This window comes from Homoserinimonas sp. OAct 916, assembly GCF_003260275.1.
GTDB lineage: Bacteria > Actinomycetota > Actinomycetes > Actinomycetales > Microbacteriaceae > OACT-916.
Genome location: NZ_QJHB01000001.1, coordinates 167,714 through 186,079, shown reverse-complemented (window position 1 = coordinate 186,079; position 18,366 = coordinate 167,714). Strand labels below are relative to the sequence as shown.

At 66.7% G+C, this 18,366-nt stretch carries 13 protein-coding genes; 7 read left to right on the top strand and 6 right to left on the bottom strand.

What is annotated here, in order from left to right:
* Positions 1–12: 12 nt before the first annotated feature.
* Positions 13–2,355, bottom strand: coding sequence for a malto-oligosyltrehalose synthase (gene treY, locus DL891_RS00815; protein ID WP_111718516.1), 2,343 nt, complete (start codon positions 2,353–2,355; stop codon positions 13–15).
* 45 nt (positions 2,356–2,400) lie between these two features.
* On the opposite strand from treY, the gene DL891_RS00810 reads away from it, so the two are divergent.
* A complete protein-coding gene (locus DL891_RS00810; protein WP_111718515.1) occupies positions 2,401–3,792 on the top strand; it encodes a phosphotransferase in 1,392 nt (463 codons plus the stop codon).
* Positions 3,793–3,800: 8 nt separating this feature from the next.
* Here the strand turns inward: DL891_RS00810 and DL891_RS00805 are convergent, their stop codons facing one another.
* From DL891_RS00805 to DL891_RS00785, 5 genes are all read right to left on the bottom strand, one after another.
* Positions 3,801–5,093 carry a DUF58 domain-containing protein gene (locus tag DL891_RS00805; protein WP_111718514.1) on the bottom strand — a complete coding sequence of 431 codons (1,293 nt, stop codon included), beginning with the start codon at positions 5,091–5,093 and terminating at the stop codon, positions 3,801–3,803.
* 178 nt (positions 5,094–5,271) lie between these two features.
* Positions 5,272–6,276 (bottom strand): MoxR family ATPase, encoded by a 1,005-nt coding sequence (locus DL891_RS00800; RefSeq protein WP_111718512.1) that lies wholly within the window; start codon positions 6,274–6,276, stop codon positions 5,272–5,274.
* Between the two features lie 4 nt (positions 6,277–6,280).
* Positions 6,281–7,570: a DUF4350 domain-containing protein gene (locus DL891_RS00795; RefSeq protein WP_111718510.1), complete on the bottom strand. Its 1,290-nt coding sequence runs from the start codon at positions 7,568–7,570 to the stop codon at positions 6,281–6,283.
* Complete coding sequence (locus DL891_RS00790) at positions 7,571–8,212, bottom strand: DUF4129 domain-containing protein (RefSeq protein ID WP_111718508.1); 642 nt, start codon at positions 8,210–8,212, stop codon at positions 7,571–7,573. It abuts the gene before it with no gap.
* Complete coding sequence (locus DL891_RS00785) at positions 8,209–9,468, bottom strand: hypothetical protein (RefSeq protein ID WP_157962338.1); 1,260 nt, start codon at positions 9,466–9,468, stop codon at positions 8,209–8,211. Before DL891_RS00785 ends, DL891_RS00790 begins: the two co-directional genes overlap by 4 nt.
* A gap of 137 nt (positions 9,469–9,605) precedes the next feature.
* On the opposite strand from DL891_RS00785, the gene mtrA reads away from it, so the two are divergent.
* From mtrA to secA, 6 genes are all read left to right on the top strand, one after another.
* Positions 9,606–10,286, top strand: coding sequence for an MtrAB system response regulator MtrA (gene mtrA / locus DL891_RS00780; protein WP_111718504.1), 681 nt, complete (start codon positions 9,606–9,608; stop codon positions 10,284–10,286).
* 49 nt (positions 10,287–10,335) lie between these two features.
* Entirely contained in the window at positions 10,336–11,922 is a 1,587-nt protein-coding gene (gene mtrB, locus DL891_RS00775; protein WP_232818934.1) for an MtrAB system histidine kinase MtrB, read from the top strand.
* Positions 11,919–13,607, top strand: coding sequence for a GerMN domain-containing protein (locus tag DL891_RS00770; protein ID WP_111718502.1), 1,689 nt, complete (start codon positions 11,919–11,921; stop codon positions 13,605–13,607). Before mtrB ends, DL891_RS00770 begins: the two co-directional genes overlap by 4 nt.
* On the top strand, positions 13,604–14,320 hold the full coding sequence (locus DL891_RS00765; protein ID WP_111718500.1) for a ComF family protein: 717 nt from the start codon (positions 13,604–13,606) through the stop codon (positions 14,318–14,320). The genes DL891_RS00770 and DL891_RS00765 overlap by 4 nt, the downstream gene beginning before the upstream one ends.
* Positions 14,321–14,433: 113 nt before the next feature.
* Complete coding sequence (raiA, locus tag DL891_RS00760) at positions 14,434–15,135, top strand: ribosome-associated translation inhibitor RaiA (RefSeq protein WP_111718498.1); 702 nt, start codon at positions 14,434–14,436, stop codon at positions 15,133–15,135.
* Between the two features lie 240 nt (positions 15,136–15,375).
* Complete coding sequence (gene secA / locus DL891_RS00755; protein ID WP_111718795.1) at positions 15,376–18,189, top strand: preprotein translocase subunit SecA; 2,814 nt, start codon at positions 15,376–15,378, stop codon at positions 18,187–18,189.
* The last annotated feature ends 177 nt before the right edge of the window (positions 18,190–18,366 follow it).

Genomic DNA, 18,366 nt, shown 5'->3' with positions numbered 1-18,366 from the left:
GGTCGGCCGGGATCACTGCTCACCGGCCAAGACCAGCAGTCCCACAGGGTACACCTGCAGCAGGTCGGACATTCGGGTGACCGAGCCGCTGAACGAGCGACCGGTCAGCAGGTCGACCTGCTCGCCGCGGGGGAGTTCGATCGTCGTCTCGCCCCAGCCTCCGGCGCGTGCGAGGGTGTATGGCAGCCGAGTCGCAACGGCAATGGCTCCGCCGCGGTCGAAGGCGATCCCGTGGTCGCTCATCTCTCCGGCGAGCTCAAGCGCCCGATAGCTCAAGAAGAACTCCGGATGGCTGCGGCGCAGTCGCAGCACGCGACTCGTGACGAGCAACTTCGCTGCCCCGGTCTCGTCAACAGCGGGCAGATCGCCCGCATCGATGCTGGCCAGAAGTCGAGCCCGGTCGGCGAAGTCGACCGGGCGGCGATTGTCGGGGTCGACCAGGGATTGCTCCCACAATTCACTGCCCTGGTAGACATCGGGGATTCCTGGGCCTGCCAGTTGAAGCAACTTCGCGCTCAGGCCGTTGGATCGGCCGGCCGGCCCGATAGCCTGAACCGTCTCCCGGATGACGGCCGCGACAGACGCGTCGTCGAAGGCCGCGTCGATCGCGGCGTGCAACCGTTTTTCGAAACCGGCATCGGGGGAGAGCCAATTCGTCGAGTTGCCGGCCTCACGTGCCGCCTTCTCGGCGTAGCCGTGCAGTCGGTCCCTCGATGCCGGCCAGGCGCCGATGACCGCCTGCCAGATGAGGTTCTCCAAGGCGGGATCCTCGAGGTCGGCCGCATTGCGCAACCGGGTGAGCGCCGATTCCCACAATTCGGGGCGCTCCGCCAGGGCGGTGATCCGGGCCCGGGTGTCTTCACCGCGCTTCGTGTCGTGGGTGGACAGGGTCGTCATCGCCGCCGGCCGCTGGTTCTGGCGCCCGGCCTGGCGCCGGTGGAAGGTGGTGACGTCAATGGCGAATTCGCTCGGGTCGCCGCCCACCTCGTTCAGGGACGTCAAAGTGTTGAACCCGTAGAACGCCGAATCCTCCACTCCCTTCGCCATCACCATGCCGGAGGTCTGCTGGAATCGAACGGCGGCGGGATGCCTCGGGTCGCCGAGAACAGCCACAGCTGCGTCGATCGTCTGGGCCAGTTCGGGGCGCCGACTGCGGGCGAGGTGGTGGGCCCGCCTGAGGTGTTGGGCGCCGAACGGCAGGTAGGAGCGGTAGACGGGAAACGCCGCGGCCAGTTCGATCAGTGCCTCCGCCGCGCCTTGAATCTCCGGCATCAGCCTGGCGAGACGGTTGAACTCCGAGCAGAGGATCCCGCTGGCGATGGCGTGCTTCGATTCGAGTACCATCTCGGCCCAGTCATCCACGCTGGCCGAGTCAGCAGAGTGATCCCTGGCGGCTCCCAACCGTTGCTGTGCCCGGGCCAACCCAGCCCTTCCTCGCTCGTCCACGAGTACTCGGTCGAAGTCGCCCAACGCGTCATACCCGGTCGTGCCGGCCGTCGCCCAGTCGGCGGGGAGAGCCTCGTCGCCCTCGAGGATCTTCTCCACCCAGACCGGCGCGCCGGCGGTCAGCGCGGACAGGCGGTCGAGGTAGGCGCGAGGGTCGGCGAGCCCGTCCGGGTGGTCGACACGCAGCCCGTCGACCAGATGCTCCCGGAACCAGCGGCCGATCTGCGCGTGGGAGGAGTCGAACACCCACGGCACCTCGACACGGATTCCGGCCAGGGTGTTCACGGCGAAGAATCGCCGGTAGTTCAGTTCGTCGTCTGCTCGCCGCCAGTTGACCAGTTCGTAGTGCTGCCTGGCGTGCACATCCGCAGCACTGTCATCCTCCGCGGCACTGTCATCATCCGCCAGGCGCGTCCCGGGGGCGATCGGGTACCGGTTCTCGTAGTACACCAACTCGTCTCCGTCGATGACCAGGTGGTCGAGTTCGTCATCACCATCACCGAGTACGGGGATACGGATCTTTCCGCCGCCGGCGTCCCAATCGACGTCGAAGGCGTCGGAGTACTTCGACCCGTGCCCCCGGCCCAAAAGATCCCACCACCAGGCGTTCATCCTCGGTGTGGCCACCCCCATGTGATTGGGCACGATGTCGACAAGCACACCGAGTCCCGCCCGGTGTGCTGCAGCGCAGAAAGCGTCGAAAGCCTCCTGGCCGCCGCGCTCCGGATCGATGGTGGCATGATCGATCACGTCGTAACCGTGCAGCGAATGAGGTTCGGCCCGGAGCACCGGCGACAGGTACACCCAGCCCACCCCGAGCCGCTGAAGGTAGTCGCAGACGGCCGCCGCCTCGCCGAATGTGAATTGCGCGGTGAGTTGCAACCGGTACGTCGAACTGGGAAGAGGCATCTACTCATTGTGCTCCGCCCGGGCCGTGCGGGCTAACCTTGGGGCATGGCAACCGCGGAACCGATCGCAGAAGCACTCGCTGGCTGGATGCGGCGCCAACGATGGTTCGTCGGCGCCGGGGGTGAGCCGAGTCTTCGAATCGTCGCGTCCGTGCCGCTGCCGCCCGCCGGTGACGCCGAGGCGGCCGACGTCGACGTGGCCATCCACTTCATCGCCGACGAGACCGAATCGCCGGCCGTGCTCTACCAGGTGCCTGTCACCGGGCGCCGGGTGAAGCCGGAGGCCCTCGATCACGGGCTCATCGGCACCGTGACCGACGACCAGGGCCACCGGGTGCACCTCTTCGACGGCCCCGAAGACCCCGCCTTCGCCCACCGCCTGTTGCACCTGATCGTGCGCGGTGAGGGTGTCAGCGGCGACCGTGCGCAGGTGCGGGGGGTGGCAGTGGCGCCGTGGCCGTTCGAGAACCTGACTTCCGAGGTGCTTCGCGGTGAACAGTCCAATACGTCGATCGTGTACACGCCCGGCGGTGGTGGCCGCGGATTGCCGGCGATCTGCAAGCTCTTCCGCATGGTGCACCACGGAGACAACCCAGACGTGGTGCTCCAGTCGGCGTTGTTCGAGGCCGGCTCCCACTCGGTTCCGACCATCCTGGGCAGCGTCGCCGGACAGTGGCCGGACCCGTCACGGCCGGGTGGACGCGCGCACGGCCACCTCGCCTTCGCCCAACAGTTTCTTGAGGGAGCCGGGGATGCCTGGCGGCTGGCACTTGACGCGGTGAATGATTCCAGCGACTTCTCGGTCAGCGCCCGCCAGATGGGTGTCGCGACAGCGGATATTCACGAGACCCTGGGACGGGTACTGCCGACGAGCGCAGCCACCCCGGCGGACATCGCTGACGTCATCCGATCGTGGCGTGCCCGTTTCGATGCCGCGGTGCGGGAGGTTCCGGAGCTCGAGACGTTTCGTGGGCCCATCGAGCACCTGTATGAGAAGGCCCGAGTCCTTCCGTGGCCGAGCCTCCAGCGCATCCACGGTGATCTGCACCTGGGGCAGATCCTCGCCCTCGCCGACGGCACGTGGGTGATCATCGACTTCGAGGGTGAACCGATGCGGGCGCTCGCCGAACGCTCCCTGCCGGATGTGCCGCTCCGGGACATCGCCGGGATGCTGCGCAGCTTCGACTACGCCGCCGCCTCTGGGCCGGGGCACACGGAGCACGCCGACTGGGCGCGTTCGTGCCGGATGGCGTTTCTCGACGGCTACGCCTGGCGATCGGGATGGGACATCGACGACGACCGGCTGCTGCTCGACGCGTTCGAGGTCGACAAAGCGCTCTATGAGGTCGTGTATGAGGCTCGTAACCGGCCCGACTGGCTGGCCATCCCGGTCAGCGCCCTCCGGCGTCTGGCCGCCGGCGTCGACGACGCCCACTGACCGGGCCGCTACAGGCGGCCGGCCGCCTTCAACGCGATGTAACGGTCGGCGACAGCGGGCGGTAGGTCTGCGGGCGATCCGGTGACCACGTCGGCGCCCAACTGCCTGATCGCCTGAGAGACCCGGGCCACGTCCAACTGGGCCCGTTCGGCCGCTGCGGCCCGGTACACCTCGTCCAGGCTTTCACGGTGGCCGGTCGCGGCGAGCACGTCGGGGTCACTGACCGAGACCACGAGGACGGTGTGCTTGCGCGTCAGTTGGGGCAGCACCGACAACAGCCCGCGCGCAGACTGGGCCGTGTCGATCGCGGTCATCAGTACCACCAACGCGCGCTGACTGGTCACCTGGCGCACCTGGGCGGGAACCTGGGCCCAGTCGGTCTCGAGCAGTTCCGGCTCGACCGGGGCCATGGCATCGACCATGCGTGACAGCAGGTTTGCGCCGCTGGCACCCTGCACGCGGGCGCGCACCCGACGGTCGAACACGATCGTGTCGACCCGGTCGCCGGCGCGGTCAGCCAGTGCCGCCAGAAGGAGGGAGGATTCGAAGGCCGTGTCGATGCGCGGCTCATTGTCGACGCGGGCCGCCGACGTGCGGCCGGAGTCGATCACGATCACGACCCGCCGGTCGCGCTCCGGGCGCCAGGTGCGCACCATCACGTCGTTGCGCCTGGCTGTCGCCCGCCAGTCGATCGAGCGCACATCGTCACCGCGCACGTACTCGCGCAGGCTGTCGAACTCGGTGCCCTGCCCGCGCACCATCACCGCAGTCGCGCCATCCAACTCCTGCAGCCTCGCCAGCCGTGACGGCAGATGCTTGCGGGAATTGAACGGTGGCAGCACCCGCACGACACCGGTCGACGCGATCGTCGCCTGCCTGGCCCACAGTCCCAGCGGCCCGAGCGAGCGGATGGTCACGTGCCGGGTGCGGCGTTCGCCCCGCCGGAACGGTGTGAGATGCACTTCGACCCGCCGACGCTCGCCGGCGGGGATCCGCACCGGAACCCGCACGCCCGACGCCCCGGCCGACGGCTCCCAGCCGTCCCGCACCAGGCCGCGCAACCGGCGGGTGCCGGTGTTGGTCAGCAGCAGCTCGGTCTGCACGCTCTCGCCGAGGCGTAACCGGCCCGGCTGTCCGCGCTCAATGGTGACCCGCCGGGGGGAGGCGGCCAGCGCGAGGTCGAGGGCTCCGAGCAGAACGCTGCCGAGAAGCCAGAGCAGCATGATCACGGGTTCGCCGAAGAACACGATCGGCAGAACGCCGAGCGCGAGGAGCAGCACGAACCGCCCGGTGAGAGCCATCAGGTACCCACCCTACGCCGCGCGCCCGTTGGAACGCTTCGCGCCTGTTCAAGCAGGCGCGAAGCGTTCCCGGTGCCGCGAGGCGCGCGGTGCGGGAAGGATCGAGCACGAGCGGGCGCAGCGTCGCGGCCGCTGGCGCATTCCGCGGGCCCCTCCGGGTGTGCCTGTGGCGGGTGCATCAGATCGGAACCTGCACCTGCTGCATCACCGAGGCGAGGATCATGTCGACCGCGACGCCTTCCAGCTCGGCCTCGGGACGCAACTGCACCCGATGCCTCCAGACCGAAAGCAGCATCGCCTGCACGTGGTCGGGAGTGACGAAGTCGTAGCCGCTCAACCAGGCCCAGGCCTTGGCGGCCGCCAGCAGCGCTGTGGTGCCGCGGGGGCTCACGCCGAGTTTCACCGATGGGCTCTGTCGGGTGGCGCGCGCCAGGTCGACCACGTAGGCGAGCACGTCGACGCCGACGGTGACCTTGGCAACCTCCTGCTGCGCGCGGGCGAGATCATCGGAATCCAGCACCGCCGTCACGCCGGCGGCGGCCAGGTCGCGTGGGGAGAACCCGGTCGCGTGCCGACGCAGCACCTCGATCTCGTCGTCGCGCTCGGGCACATCGAGCACCAGTTTCAGCAGGAAGCGGTCGAGTTGGGCCTCGGGCAGGGAATAGGTGCCCTCGTATTCGATCGGGTTCTGGGTGGCCGCCACGATGAACGGTTCGGGAACCGGCCGACTCACCCCGTCAACGGACACCTGGCGTTCCTCCATCGCCTCCAGCAGGGCCGATTGGGTCTTCGGTGGGGTGCGGTTGATCTCGTCGGCGAGCAGGATGTTCGTGAACACCGGCCCGGCCCGGAACTCGAACTCGCCGGCGTGAGCGTCATAGATGAGCGAACCGGTCACGTCGCCGGGCATCAGGTCGGGGGTGAACTGCACGCGCTTGGTGTCGAGGTCGAGCGCCTGGCTGAGCGCGCGCACCAGGAGCGTCTTCGCCACCCCGGGAACCCCCTCGAGCAGCACGTGGCCACGGGCCAGGAGGGCGATGATCAACCCCGTGACGGCGCCCGACTGCCCGACGACGGCTTTACCCACCTCGCTGCGCACGGCGACGAGCTTTGCTCGCAGGTCGGTCACGGTCGGCTCGGAGGCGGTCGGCTCGGAGGCGGTCGCCTCGGTGTAGTCGGTCATGCGTTCATTCTCCCTGTTCGGTGCCGTGCGCTCGTGCCTGGCGGGGCTGGTCGATGGTGACGGATGGGTGGCCGGGGCTGCTGCGCCGGCCCGGCCCGGTCTCGGCGACACGCTTCTCGAGGTCGAGCAGCGCATCGGACAGCACTATCAATTCGCCGTCGGTGGCGGGTACCCACGTGACCAGGGTGTGCTGCACCTCGTGAACGGGTGCGCCGATCCGGGCGGCCACGGCACTCACGACCTCGTCAACCCCCGACAGGTGCGAGAGTCCGAGTTCGGTTGCCAGTCGGCCGATCGTCCCGATGCGAACCTGGTCGATGGCGTGGCTGCGCGCGGTGGCCCGCTGGTAGAGCCGTGCCCGCCCCTCCATCGTCTCGCTGGCCGGAACAACGACCGGCAGTCGCTCCACCACCAGGGGCCCGAATCGGCGACCGCGCCAGATTGCGGCGCCGAGCACCACCAACGCGAGAAGGCCGGTGACGGCCGGAAGCCAATCCGGTGACAATTCGGCGAGGGTCGGTTCGCCCGCCGGCAGGTCGGCGAGGGTCGGCAGATACCAGACCAGGCTGTCCGACTCGCCCAACAGGTTCAGTGCGAGGGCCGCGTTGCCCGCACCCACGATGGTCTCGTTCGAGAACACCGCGGTGGTGCCGATGACGGTGGTGGTGTGTGCACCGGTGGCCACCTGAACCAGGGAGTAGGTGTTGTCCTTGGCCGGGAAACAGCCCGTGACCCCGGAGGCGGAGTCGTCGATGATCCGGTACGACTGGCCCTCCCCGGTGATTGCCTCGACGCGCGACGCGAACGGCAGCGTGCACCCGGGCACCACGGTGCCTGAATCGGTGATCGCACCGGCCATCGCAAGCTGGGGTGCCAGTTGTTGAAGGGTGTCGAAGTCGGGGGCGGCGACCACGAGCCGCCCCCCGAGCGTGCCGACCTCGGCCAACTGCTCATCGGAGAGCAGGCTCTGGCCGTCATAGAGGAACACGGTGGTCGTATCGGACGCCGCGGCGCGGGCCTCGGCGAGCGAATCCGCCAGGTGGACCGTCACTCCGTGGTCGCGGAGAACCTCGACCACCGCTTTCGCCCCGTTCGGGTTCGGGCTGGTGCCACCCAGGCGCGCGGCGGCGGCACCCGCGCCCGCAGTGCTGAACGTGACCGCGCCGACAATCAGGATGAACACGAACGCGGCGACCCAGAACAGGGACTTCTTGGACACCGAGCGCACGGATGGCGTGCTCACGTCGGGGGTCTCAGCCGCCTGCTGCGGCCGGGGCTCGGGCTGGAGCGTCACTCAGTTCACCTGCGCGACGGTTTGCTGCGCCAGCCGGGGCGTCTCGGTTCGTAGAGCCGCTTCCAGCCCGGCGATCGTGTCGTAATCGGCCCGGTCGGCGGCCGCACCCAGGTACCGCACGGCGTCGAACCCTCGCGCCGCGGAATCCAGCTCGTCCGCGAACCGGGGGAAGACCCCGGCCGCCTGAGCGGCGAACCCGTGGGCGGTGGTGCCGGGGGTCATGTCGACGAGCGTGCGTTCGCTCAGGCCTCGCGCGAGCGCCCGGAACATCTCCTCGATCGCGCGGGCGTGGTCGCCCGCTCGGGCGGCCTTTTGGGCATCCGCCCTCATCATCGCCGCGGTGCGGCTCTCGGCGGCCCCGAACAGCGAATCGGTGACCTGGCTGCGTCGTCTCAGCCGGGGCATGCCGAAGAACCAGAGGGCGACGGCCAGGCCGATGATGACGATCACCACCAGGACGAGCGAACCCCATTGGGAGACATTGTCTGACTCGGGCAGGCGAAGTGACGCGATCCAATCACCGATGCTCTTCGACAGCCGGTCGAACCAGGTCGGCTTCGCCGCCTCGTATTCCGGTCGCGCAAGCTCCGCCCGCAGCCAACTCTGGGCTTCGGGGGTGTCGGGGGTCACGGGGATGGTCATCGAGGCAGGTACGGGTCCGGGATGTGCTCGGGCATGTACCCGCTGGCCGAACCGGACGCCTGCGACTGCGCTTCGACGTAGCGCACCAATTGCAGGTCCAGGCCCTCCTTGCGCATTCGCAGGTCGATGTAGATGACCGCCGTGGTCGACGCCTGCACGACCACAGTGATCGCGCCGACCACCATCGACACAAGAATGAGCACCAGATAGAGCACCACGGAGGTGACGGTGAGATCGCCCTGGCCGTTCGGGTCGAGGAGGGTCGTGGAGAAGGCGAAGACCAGGGTGATCGGTGTGAGTACGACCTGGCTGACGATGTTGATGATGACGGCGACCAAAAATTGCACCCCGAACGTCTTCCAGAAGTAGCCCTGGGTCAGGGACCACGACCGGGAAACAGCCGCCATGATGCCCAGGTGCTCCAAGATGATCACACTGGGCACGAGGGACACGCGCACCCCGATCCAGATGAAGACCGCAGCAAGGGCGAGGGCGCCGAAGATTCCGACCACTATCCCCACGACCAGCAGCGTCGGCCCGTTCACGACCAGCAGCCAGACCACCGCCGTCACCGCCAGCACGCCCACGAGCGCACCGAACGAGAGCATCAACACCCACACGACCAGGCGGAACAGCCTGGACCGGGCCTCGCGCCACAGCCCTCCCATGGTGAGTTTCTCGCCGAGGGTTGCCCGGGCGACCTCCACGACCATGACCCCCTGCAGCAGGGCCGTCCCGACCAGGGAGAGAGCGATCGGCACGAGCATCGACAGGATGATCCCGCCGATCGCCCCCGCCAGGACGGTGTCTTCGTTGGAACTGTCAGCCGCGTCGATGCGGCTGAACGCGAACCAGAGCACCAGGCCGGTCGCCAGGGCGGAAAGCACAAGGCTCAGGCCCTGGATCAGTAATCCGCTGCCGAAGGTTGCCTTCGGGTTTCTGCGCAGCACTTGGAAGGGGGCGCCGATGAGGGTGCCGAACGCGAGCGGCCGAAGTGGGATCAGCCCGGGCTTGGGCGGTGGGCGCCAACCCTGCCCGCCGGGAAATGCGCCCTGCGGACCATAGCCCGGTTGGCCGGTGTTGGGCTGGCCAAAACCTGGCTGGCCAAAACCTGGCTGACTAAAACCCGGCTGGCCATAGCCGGGTCGGCCGGAGCCGGGCTGTCCATGAGCCGGCGGCGCTGAGGGCTGCCCGTGGCCGGGCGAAGTCGGAGGCTCGGTGGAGTCTGGGGCCCGCCAGTTTCTGTCATCAGTCACCTCCCCATGGTTCCACATCCGTCGGCCCGGATTCACATCGGTGGCAGCCGGACACGTACACGGGCTACTCTTTAGCAAACGCCCATCCGTGGCGAGGGATCGCCCGGCGAACCCTGGCGCAGGGGAGAGTAAGGAAAATGAGCGCTCGAATACTTGTTGTCGATGATGACACCGCCCTCGCGGAGATGATTGGCATTGTGTTGCGCAACGAGCAGTTCGAACCCTCCTTCTGCGCTGACGGGGCCGAGGCGCTGCAGGCGTTCCGCGACGTCAACCCCGATCTCGTCCTGCTCGACGTCATGCTCCCCGGCCTCGACGGAATCCAGGTGTGCGGCCAGATCCGCGCCGAATCAGGCACGCCGATCATCATGCTGACCGCACGAACCGACACCAACGATGTGGTTCGCGGACTCGAGGCCGGTGCCGACGACTACGTCGTCAAACCGTTCAACCCGAAAGAGCTCGTGGCCCGTATCCGCACCCGGCTGCGGCCCGCCCCGGCGCCAACCGTCACCTCGTTGCAAATCGGAGACCTGACCATCAACGTGCCTGCGCACGAGGTGAAACGTGGCAACACCGTCATCGGGCTCACCCCGCTGGAATTCGACCTGCTGCTGACGCTCGCCTCTGCCCCGGAACAGGTGTTCACGCGGGAGATGCTGCTCGAACAGGTGTGGGGCTACCACTACAAGGCCGACACCCGCCTCGTGAACGTCCACGTGCAGAGGCTCCGGGCCAAGGTGGAGATAGACCCGGACAATCCGGCCATTGTGACGACCGTGCGCGGCGTCGGTTACCGCGCCGGCCAGGCCGACTGACCGGCGACAGGCGTGCATCCGGGCGACGCGTGACGAACAGGCACATCCAGTGAACAGGCGCGCGTGGCTCAACTGGCCTCTGGTCGTCGTCGACGCCTGGCGACGCTCCCTGCAGTTGCGCACGGCGCTGATCACCGTCGTGCTTTCCGGGCTGGCGGTTCTCGGCACCGGTGCCTACATGTCGTACAGCATCAGCCATGACCTGTTCGATGCGCGGGTGGCGCAGGTCTCTGAGGACTCTGCCCGGGCCACGACCGCCGCGCAACGGCTTTTGGACGCATCGGACGCCGCAGACCGGGTGGCGGTGCAGAACGTGTTCAACTCAGCCCGAACCTCCATTCGGGATGCGTCGAGTTCGCAACTGATCGCATTCTTTCGAGTTCCCGGTCAGGCGTCGTCCTCGGTCGCACCGCAGGCGAGGATCAGCCCGGAGCTGGCGGAAGGGGTGATCAGCCCGGAGTTGCGCCTCGCAGTGCAGCAGGGGAACAGCGGACAGTACTGGCAGTCGGTCTCCCTCCACCATGCAGACAGTGCCACGCCCGGGATCATTGTGGGTTCCGAATTGATGTTGCCGGCCGCCGGCCGCTATGAGTTGTACATCGGCTACGACCTGGGCGATACCGAACAGACCCTGCAATTCGTGCAGCAGATCCTGCTGTTCGGCGGACTCGTGCTGGTCTTCCTGATCGGTGCAGTGGCCTGGTTGGTTGCCCGGCTCGTGGTCACCCCCGTGCAGATCGCCGCCAACACCAGTCAGCAGTTGGCCGCAGGGAACTTCGCGGTGCGCATGCCCGTGCGCGGAAGAGATGTGATGGCCCAACTGGCGCAATCCTTCAACGGGATGGCGGACAGCCTGGAACGACAGATCCGGGAACTGGCTGAATTGTCAGTGATGCAGCAACGCTTCGTCTCTGATGTCTCCCACGAACTGCGCACCCCGCTCACCACTATCCGCCTGGCCGGTGACCTGCTCTATGACGAACGCGACAAGTTCGAACCCGCGACGCAGCGCACCGCCGAGTTGATGCACACCCAGGTGCAGCGATTCGAGGTGCTCCTAACCGATCTTCTGGAGATCAGCCGGTACGACGCGGGCTCCGTGGAATCCGAACCGGAACCGACCAACCTGGTGCGCCTCGCCGAAGACACCATCGAGTCGGTGTCTTCGCTTGCCGAGGCGGCAGGCTCTGACCTGCGCCTGGTCGCCCCGGGAGGGCACTTCGATGTGGACGTCGATCCGCGACGAATCCGGAGGATCATGCGAAACCTGCTCGGAAACGCGATCGAACACGGGCCGAACAAGCCCATCGTCGTCACCATCGACAGCAACGAGTCGGCGATTGCGCTCTCGGTGCGGGACTACGGGCACGGTATGACCGACGACGAGGTCAGGCACGTGTTCGATCGATTCTGGCGCGCCGATCCGTCCAGGCAGCGCACGCTCGGCGGCACCGGCCTCGGCCTGGCCATCGCGCTTGAAGACGCCGCACTGCACCACGGCTGGCTGCAGGTCTGGTCGAAGCCCGGCCAGGGAGCGTGTTTCGTGCTGACTCTGCCGAGGGCGCTCGGCACCGAGATCGAGTCATCCCCGATCTCCCTGCCACCGGCCGATGCGGTCAAGGAGGAGCAATCATGATGTTCAGGCGGCTCCGTTTCGCGGTGCTGATCGCGGTCAGCGCGCTCGTCGTTTCCGGATGCGCGGCGATTCCGACCGAGGGGCCCGTGCGGGCCGGGGCGCCGATCGAGGTCGACGAAGACCTGCCGTTGGACTTCGTGCCGTCCCAACCCGGGCAGGGTGCCTCGCAGCGCGAGATCCTGCTCGGATTCATCGACGCCGCCCTGAGCCCGCAGGGGGAGTTCAAGACCGCCAGGGAGTTTCTGACGCCGGCCCTGGCCCAACGTTGGAAACCGCTGGCCAACGTCACGATCTATCAAGGTGCACTCCAGGCCGACCAGGCCGGCAGCCAGGCAATGGCTGTTTCGCTCGTTCCCCAGGCGGAGATCAACGCGACCGGCGAATACGCGCAAGTGGCAGCGGAAGCACCGATCGAGCTTCATTTCGAGTTCACCAAGGTGGCCGATGAGTGGCGGATCAGCGCCGCCGCAGACGGCATCCTGCTGGAGCGGTTGTACTTCGACCAGGTGTTCTCGCCGTACCCGCTGTACTTCTTCGACCCGAGTTACACCTACCTTGTTCCCGACCTGCGCTGGTTTCCGGCTCGTGCCGCCCCCAGCACCCGCATCGTGAAGACGCTGCTGCTCGGGCCGGCACCCTGGCTTGCCGAGCAGAACGCCGTGGTCACCGCATTCCCGCCCGGTACGGCATTGACGGCGGATGCCGTTCCGGTGACGGACCGCGAAGCCCAGGTCGACCTCAACTCGGAGGCTCTGGGCGCCGATGAGCTGACCTGGCAGCGAATGCAGCTGCAATTGACCAGAAGCCTGGGGATCTCCTCGATCTCCTCGGTGGCGATCTCGGTCAACTCGAACGATCGGGAGACCCCGGAGATCTCGATCACGGATCCGCGTGTCGACGGCCGGGTGTTCGCCAAGCGTCTGGGGGAGTTCGGCTACCTGTCGATCAACCAGCAGAAGGTGACAGAGGTGCCGGGCATCTCCACGAAACTCGATGCCGTTCAACCGCGCGCACTCACCCTCGGTTCCGGTGCGCACTCCGCCGCTGTGCTGGGAACCGATGGCGTATACCGGGTGGAGGATTCGGCGGCCGCCGCGGTGCTGGTCGACGGGCGGCAGCGTCTGATCGGGCCGACCATGGACCCATTCGATTTCATCTGGTCCGTACCCGCATCGTCGCCGGGCGAACTGATCGCCTTCGGTGCCGATGGGGGTGCCCACCCCGTGAAGACGACTTGGCCGGAAGAATCCAGCATCGTCTCGCTGGACGTCTCTCGGGAGGGCACTCGCATACTGGCCCTGCTCAGCGACAACGGTGTTCCCCGTCTCGTGGTTGCGGCGATCATCCGAGGTGACGGCCAGGTGCCGGTGTCTCTGGGCGAGCCGGTCACACTGGCGACCGCCGGTGGCGAGCCGGTTGACGCCGCGTGGGTCGACCAGCTCACCGTGATCTCGATGACACGAACGCCGGCGGGCGAGGATCTGCTCGTCTCCCAACAGGTCGGCGGCCCCAGCGTCTCGCGCGGAAAGGTCACGGGTGGGCTCACCGTGGTGGGTGGCAATTCCATCTCGACGGTGCATATCCTCACCGACCGCGGGGTGGTGTTGACTCCGCGCGGCACCGGCTGGCAGGAATCGATTGGCAAGGTCGACCTGATCGGCACGCAGCTCGGCACCGCGCAATGACTGACGGGGGAATCGGCCAGTGGCTCTCCGGCGCCATGCGGGAGACTTTCGGGGTGATCCTGCCCACCCAGTGCGCAGGGTGTGGCCGGCCAGACGATTCCTTCTGTGCCGGCTGTGTCGCCGCGCTTGACCCGCACCTGTTGGTCTGGACCGTGCGCGGCCCCGGTGATGATGTGGAGGCCCGCCTCGAGGTCTCCGCGGCCCTGGACTACGCGGGTGTGGTGCGCGCCGCGCTGATCGCGTTCAAGGACGGCGGGCGCACTGGCGCAGCCCGGCAGCTGGCCCGCCCACTCCAGGCGGCTATCGACCACCGGCTGGCGTTGACTCGGACGGGCGAACCTGACGCGAGGGAGGTCGCCCTCCAGCAGGTCCCCAGCACCCGTGCGGCGCTCAGGCGCCGCGGCTACGATCCGGTGGGACTCCTGCTGAAAAAGGCGGGGTTGCGTTCGATGAAGCTGCTTCGGCACCGAGGCGGCCACACGGACCAGGCCGGGCTCGGAGCAAAGGCGCGGTGGCAGAATCTTCATGGTTCGCTCGTCGCAGACCGCGCGGCCGCCGGGCTCGACATCATTCTGGTCGACGACATCCTGACCACAGGTGCGACCCTTCTCGAGGCCAGGCGAGCCCTCACTGCCGCCGGCGCGCGGGTTCTCGGGGCCGCCACCGTAGCGCATACCGGTCGGAGAGCGAGCGGTGGATGGAACCCCGGGTAAACATGTTGGCCGATATTTTCACAGGAACGCCGCCGCACTAGTACGGTTGGGGTAACGGGTCTCGTGTCCCACGGGCACTGATGCCCCAAATATGAGAACACAGGGAGGACGTCATGGAAATCAACATCGTCGGGCGCAACCTGGGGGTCACGGACAGGTTCCGGACCTACGCCACAGAGAAAGCAGAACGGGTCGCCACTTTCTCCGAAAAGGCTCAAGCGATCGAGATCAAGGTCTCTCGTCAACACGAGAACCGCGGCGCCAATGACGGCGATCGCGTGGAACTGACCTTGATCGGACCGGGGCCGCTGGTGCGGGCCGAGTCCAACGGGAGTGACAAGTACGCCGCGTTCGACCTCGCCATGGCCAAGCTGATGGAGCGATTGCGTCGGGCGAAGGATCGCAAAAAGGTGCACCGGGGCAACCACCGGCCGACGTCTCTTCGGGAGGCCTCGCAGGGCGGGTTCAGCGGGGTCGACATCACTCCGGCCACTCCGGCGCTCCTGGAACAGGCGCGAACCGGCGCCATCCCCACGGTGTCGGAGGAGCCGGAGCCCTCTGACGACGAGGTTTACAGTCCCGTTGTCATCCGCAAGAAGGTCTTCGCATCGACCCCGATGACGGTGGACGATGCCCTGTACTACATGGAGCTGGTCGGCCACGACTTCTACCTGTTCATCGACTCCGAGTCGGGCAGGCCGAGCGTGGTCTACCGGCGCAAGGGCTGGGATTACGGTCTGATCGGGCTGGACGACGACGCCGACCTCCTGCAGGAGGAGGCGACCGCGAACCGGAAGGTGACCGCATCCGCCTGACCCGTTCCCACAGCTGAGCATCCGCGGCCCGGGTTCGCCCGGGCTGCGGATGCGACGTTTCACGAGGGCCCCCAGTTCGAGGTTCACCGGCGGCCCGGATACCGGGATCCGAGCGCAATACCCGACCGGTGGTCAGTTACAGTGGGTATTATTGTGCTCTTGCACGAAGTTCGGTGCGCTGAAGCGTGCCACAAGCCCGGACACACCGTCCACGTGCATCAATGACTAATGGAGTTTTCGGTGGCCTCAGTTCTAGAAAAAGTTCTTCGCGTCGGCGAGGGTCGCACCCTCAAGAAGTTGCAGAATTATGCGAAAGCCATCAACGCCCTCGAGGAGGACTTCACTCAGCTGAGTGATGAAGAGCTCAAGGACGAAACCGTCCAGCTGCGTGAACGCTACGCCAGCGGCGAGTCGTTGGACGACCTGTTGCCGGAGGCGTTCGCCGCCGTGCGCGAGGCATCCGTGCGCACCATCGGGCTGCGCCACTTCGATGTGCAGCTGATGGGTGGAGCGGCGCTGCACCTGGGCAACATCGCCGAGATGAAGACCGGTGAGGGCAAGACATTGGTCGCCACCCTGCCGGCGTACCTGAACGCGATCGCATCCCGCGGCGTGCACATCATCACGGTGAACGACTACCTCGCGAGTTATCAGAGCGAGCTGATGGGCCGCGTCTTCCGCGCGCTCGGCATGTCGACCGGCGTCATCCTGGCCGGGCAGACCCCGGCCGAACGCAAGGAGATGTACGCCGCCGACATCACCTACGGCACCAACAATGAGTTCGGCTTCGACTACCTGCGCGACAACATGGCCTGGCAGGGCGCCGACATGGTGCAGCGCGGGCACTACTTCGCCATCGTCGATGAGGTCGACTCGATCCTGATCGACGAGGCGCGCACACCGCTGATCATCTCCGGTCCGTCGTCGGGGGAGGCCAACCGCTGGTTCGGCGAATTCGCCAGCCTGGCCAAGCGACTCGTGGTCGATGAAGACTTCGAGGTCGACGAGAAGAAACGCACCGTCGGGGTTCTCGAGCCGGGTATCGAAAAGGTCGAGGACTATCTGGGCATCGACAACCTCTACGAGTCGGCGAACACGCCGTTGATCTCGTTCCTGAACAACTCGCTCAAGGCTAGGGCCCTGTTCAAGAAGGACAAGGACTACGTCGTGATGAACGGCGAAGTACTCATCGTCGATGAGCACACCGGTCGAATCCTGTCGGGGCGTCGCTACAACGAGGGCATCCACCAGGCGATCGAGGCCAAGGAGGGTGTGGCTGTCAAGGCCGAGAACCAGACGCTTGCAACCGTCACCCTGCAGAACTATTTCCGGCTGTACAAGAAGCTGGCAGGCATGACCGGTACGGCCGAGACCGAGGCCGCCGAGTTCATGAGCACCTACAAGATCGGTGTCGTCGCGATCCCGACGAACCGGCCGATGGTGCGCAAGGACCAGTCCGACCTCGTGTACAAGAACGAGAAGGCCAAGTTCGAGCAGGTCGTCGAAGACATCGTCAGGCGCCACGAGACTGGCCAGCCCGTCCTGGTCGGCACCACCAGTGTGGAGAAGAGCGAATACCTTTCTCGGATGCTTGCCAAGCGCGGCGTGCGGCACGAGGTGTTGAATGCGAAGAACCACGCGCGAGAGGCATCGATCGTCTCCCAGGCGGGCAGACTCGGCTCGGTCACGGTGGCCACCAACATGGCCGGTCGAGGCACCGACATCATGCTCGGAGGCAATGCTGAGTTCATTGCGGTCGCCGAGTTGAACGCCCAGGGGCTGAACCCCGCCGAAACACCGGAAGAGTACGAGGCTGCTTGGGACGAGGTGTTCGCCAGGGTCAAGGCCACCGTGCACGAGGAGGCCGAAAAGGTCGTCGCAGCCGGCGGACTGTATGTGCTCGGCACCGAGCGACACGAGTCGCGCCGCATCGACAACCAGTTGCGCGGTCGTAGTGGACGTCAGGGTGACCCGGGCGAGAGCCGGTTCTACCTGTCACTGACCGACGACCTGATGCGCCTGTTCAACGCGAGTGCCGCCGAGTCATTGATGGGCGGAAAGAACGTTCCGGACGACTTGGCAATCGAGTCGAAGGTCGTCAGCCGGGCGATCCGCAGCGCCCAGTCCCAGGTCGAATCACGCAACGCGGAGATTCGCAAGAACGTTCTGAAATACGACGACGTGCTGAACCGCCAGCGCGAGGCGATCTACGGCGACCGCCGGCACATCCTCGAGGGCGATGACATCGCCGACCGGGTGCAGACCTTCCTCGTCGGTGTGATCGACGAGGTACTGGAGGAGCACACCGGCGTTGGAAACGGTGACGACTGGGACTTCGACGCGCTCTGGGCCGAACTCAAGCTGCTGTACCCGATCTCGATCACGATCGACGAGGTCGTCACAGAGGCCGGAAGTCGTGGTCGGATCAACCGCGACTTCATGCGCCGGGAGATCCTGTCCGACGCGAAGCTCGCCTACACCCGTCGTGAGGAGAGCCTCGGCGCGCCGGCGATGCGCGAGCTGGAGCGTCGTGTCGTTCTCTCGGTGATCGACCGCAAGTGGCGCGACCACCTCTACGAGATGGATTACCTCAAGGACGGGATCGGGCTGCGTGCCATGGCGCAACGCGACCCACTGGTCGAGTACCAGCGCGAGGGTTTCTCAATGTTCCAGCAGATGATGGGGCAGATCCGCGAGGAGACGGTCGGGTTCCTGTTCAACCTCGAGGTCGAGGTCACCCAGAAGGCCGGTGAGGTGGCAGACGTCGAGGCGAAGGGCCTCAGCCGGGGTGACGACTCGAAACAGAGACTCAGCTACTCCGCACCGAGCGACTCGGGCGGCGTGGAGGTGCGCAACCAGAGCGGACGCATCGAGAAGGCGGCCACGGCGAAGGCACAGCGCAAGCAGCAGGTGCAGAACGCTCCTGCTGCTGTAGCCTCCGGCGAACCTGCCGGCGGTGCGCGCGGAGCCTTCGGCCAGAGGACCGCCGAACCCGAGGACGAGCCGGTGGCGGGAAACCGCCAGCAGCGCCGCGCCCAGTCGAAGAAGCGCTGACGCAACTTCGCATAACCGGTGTATCGCTGACCCCTGCATCGGGTGCGCCATATTCGGCGTGCCGAGTTTTCGGCGCGCGACGAACAGTTGGCGGGTTCATCCTTTCGTTGGATGAACCCTGCAGTGGCGTTTGACAGGCTGGAGACAACTGGCCGCCACCCGAGGCGTGCCGCCGAC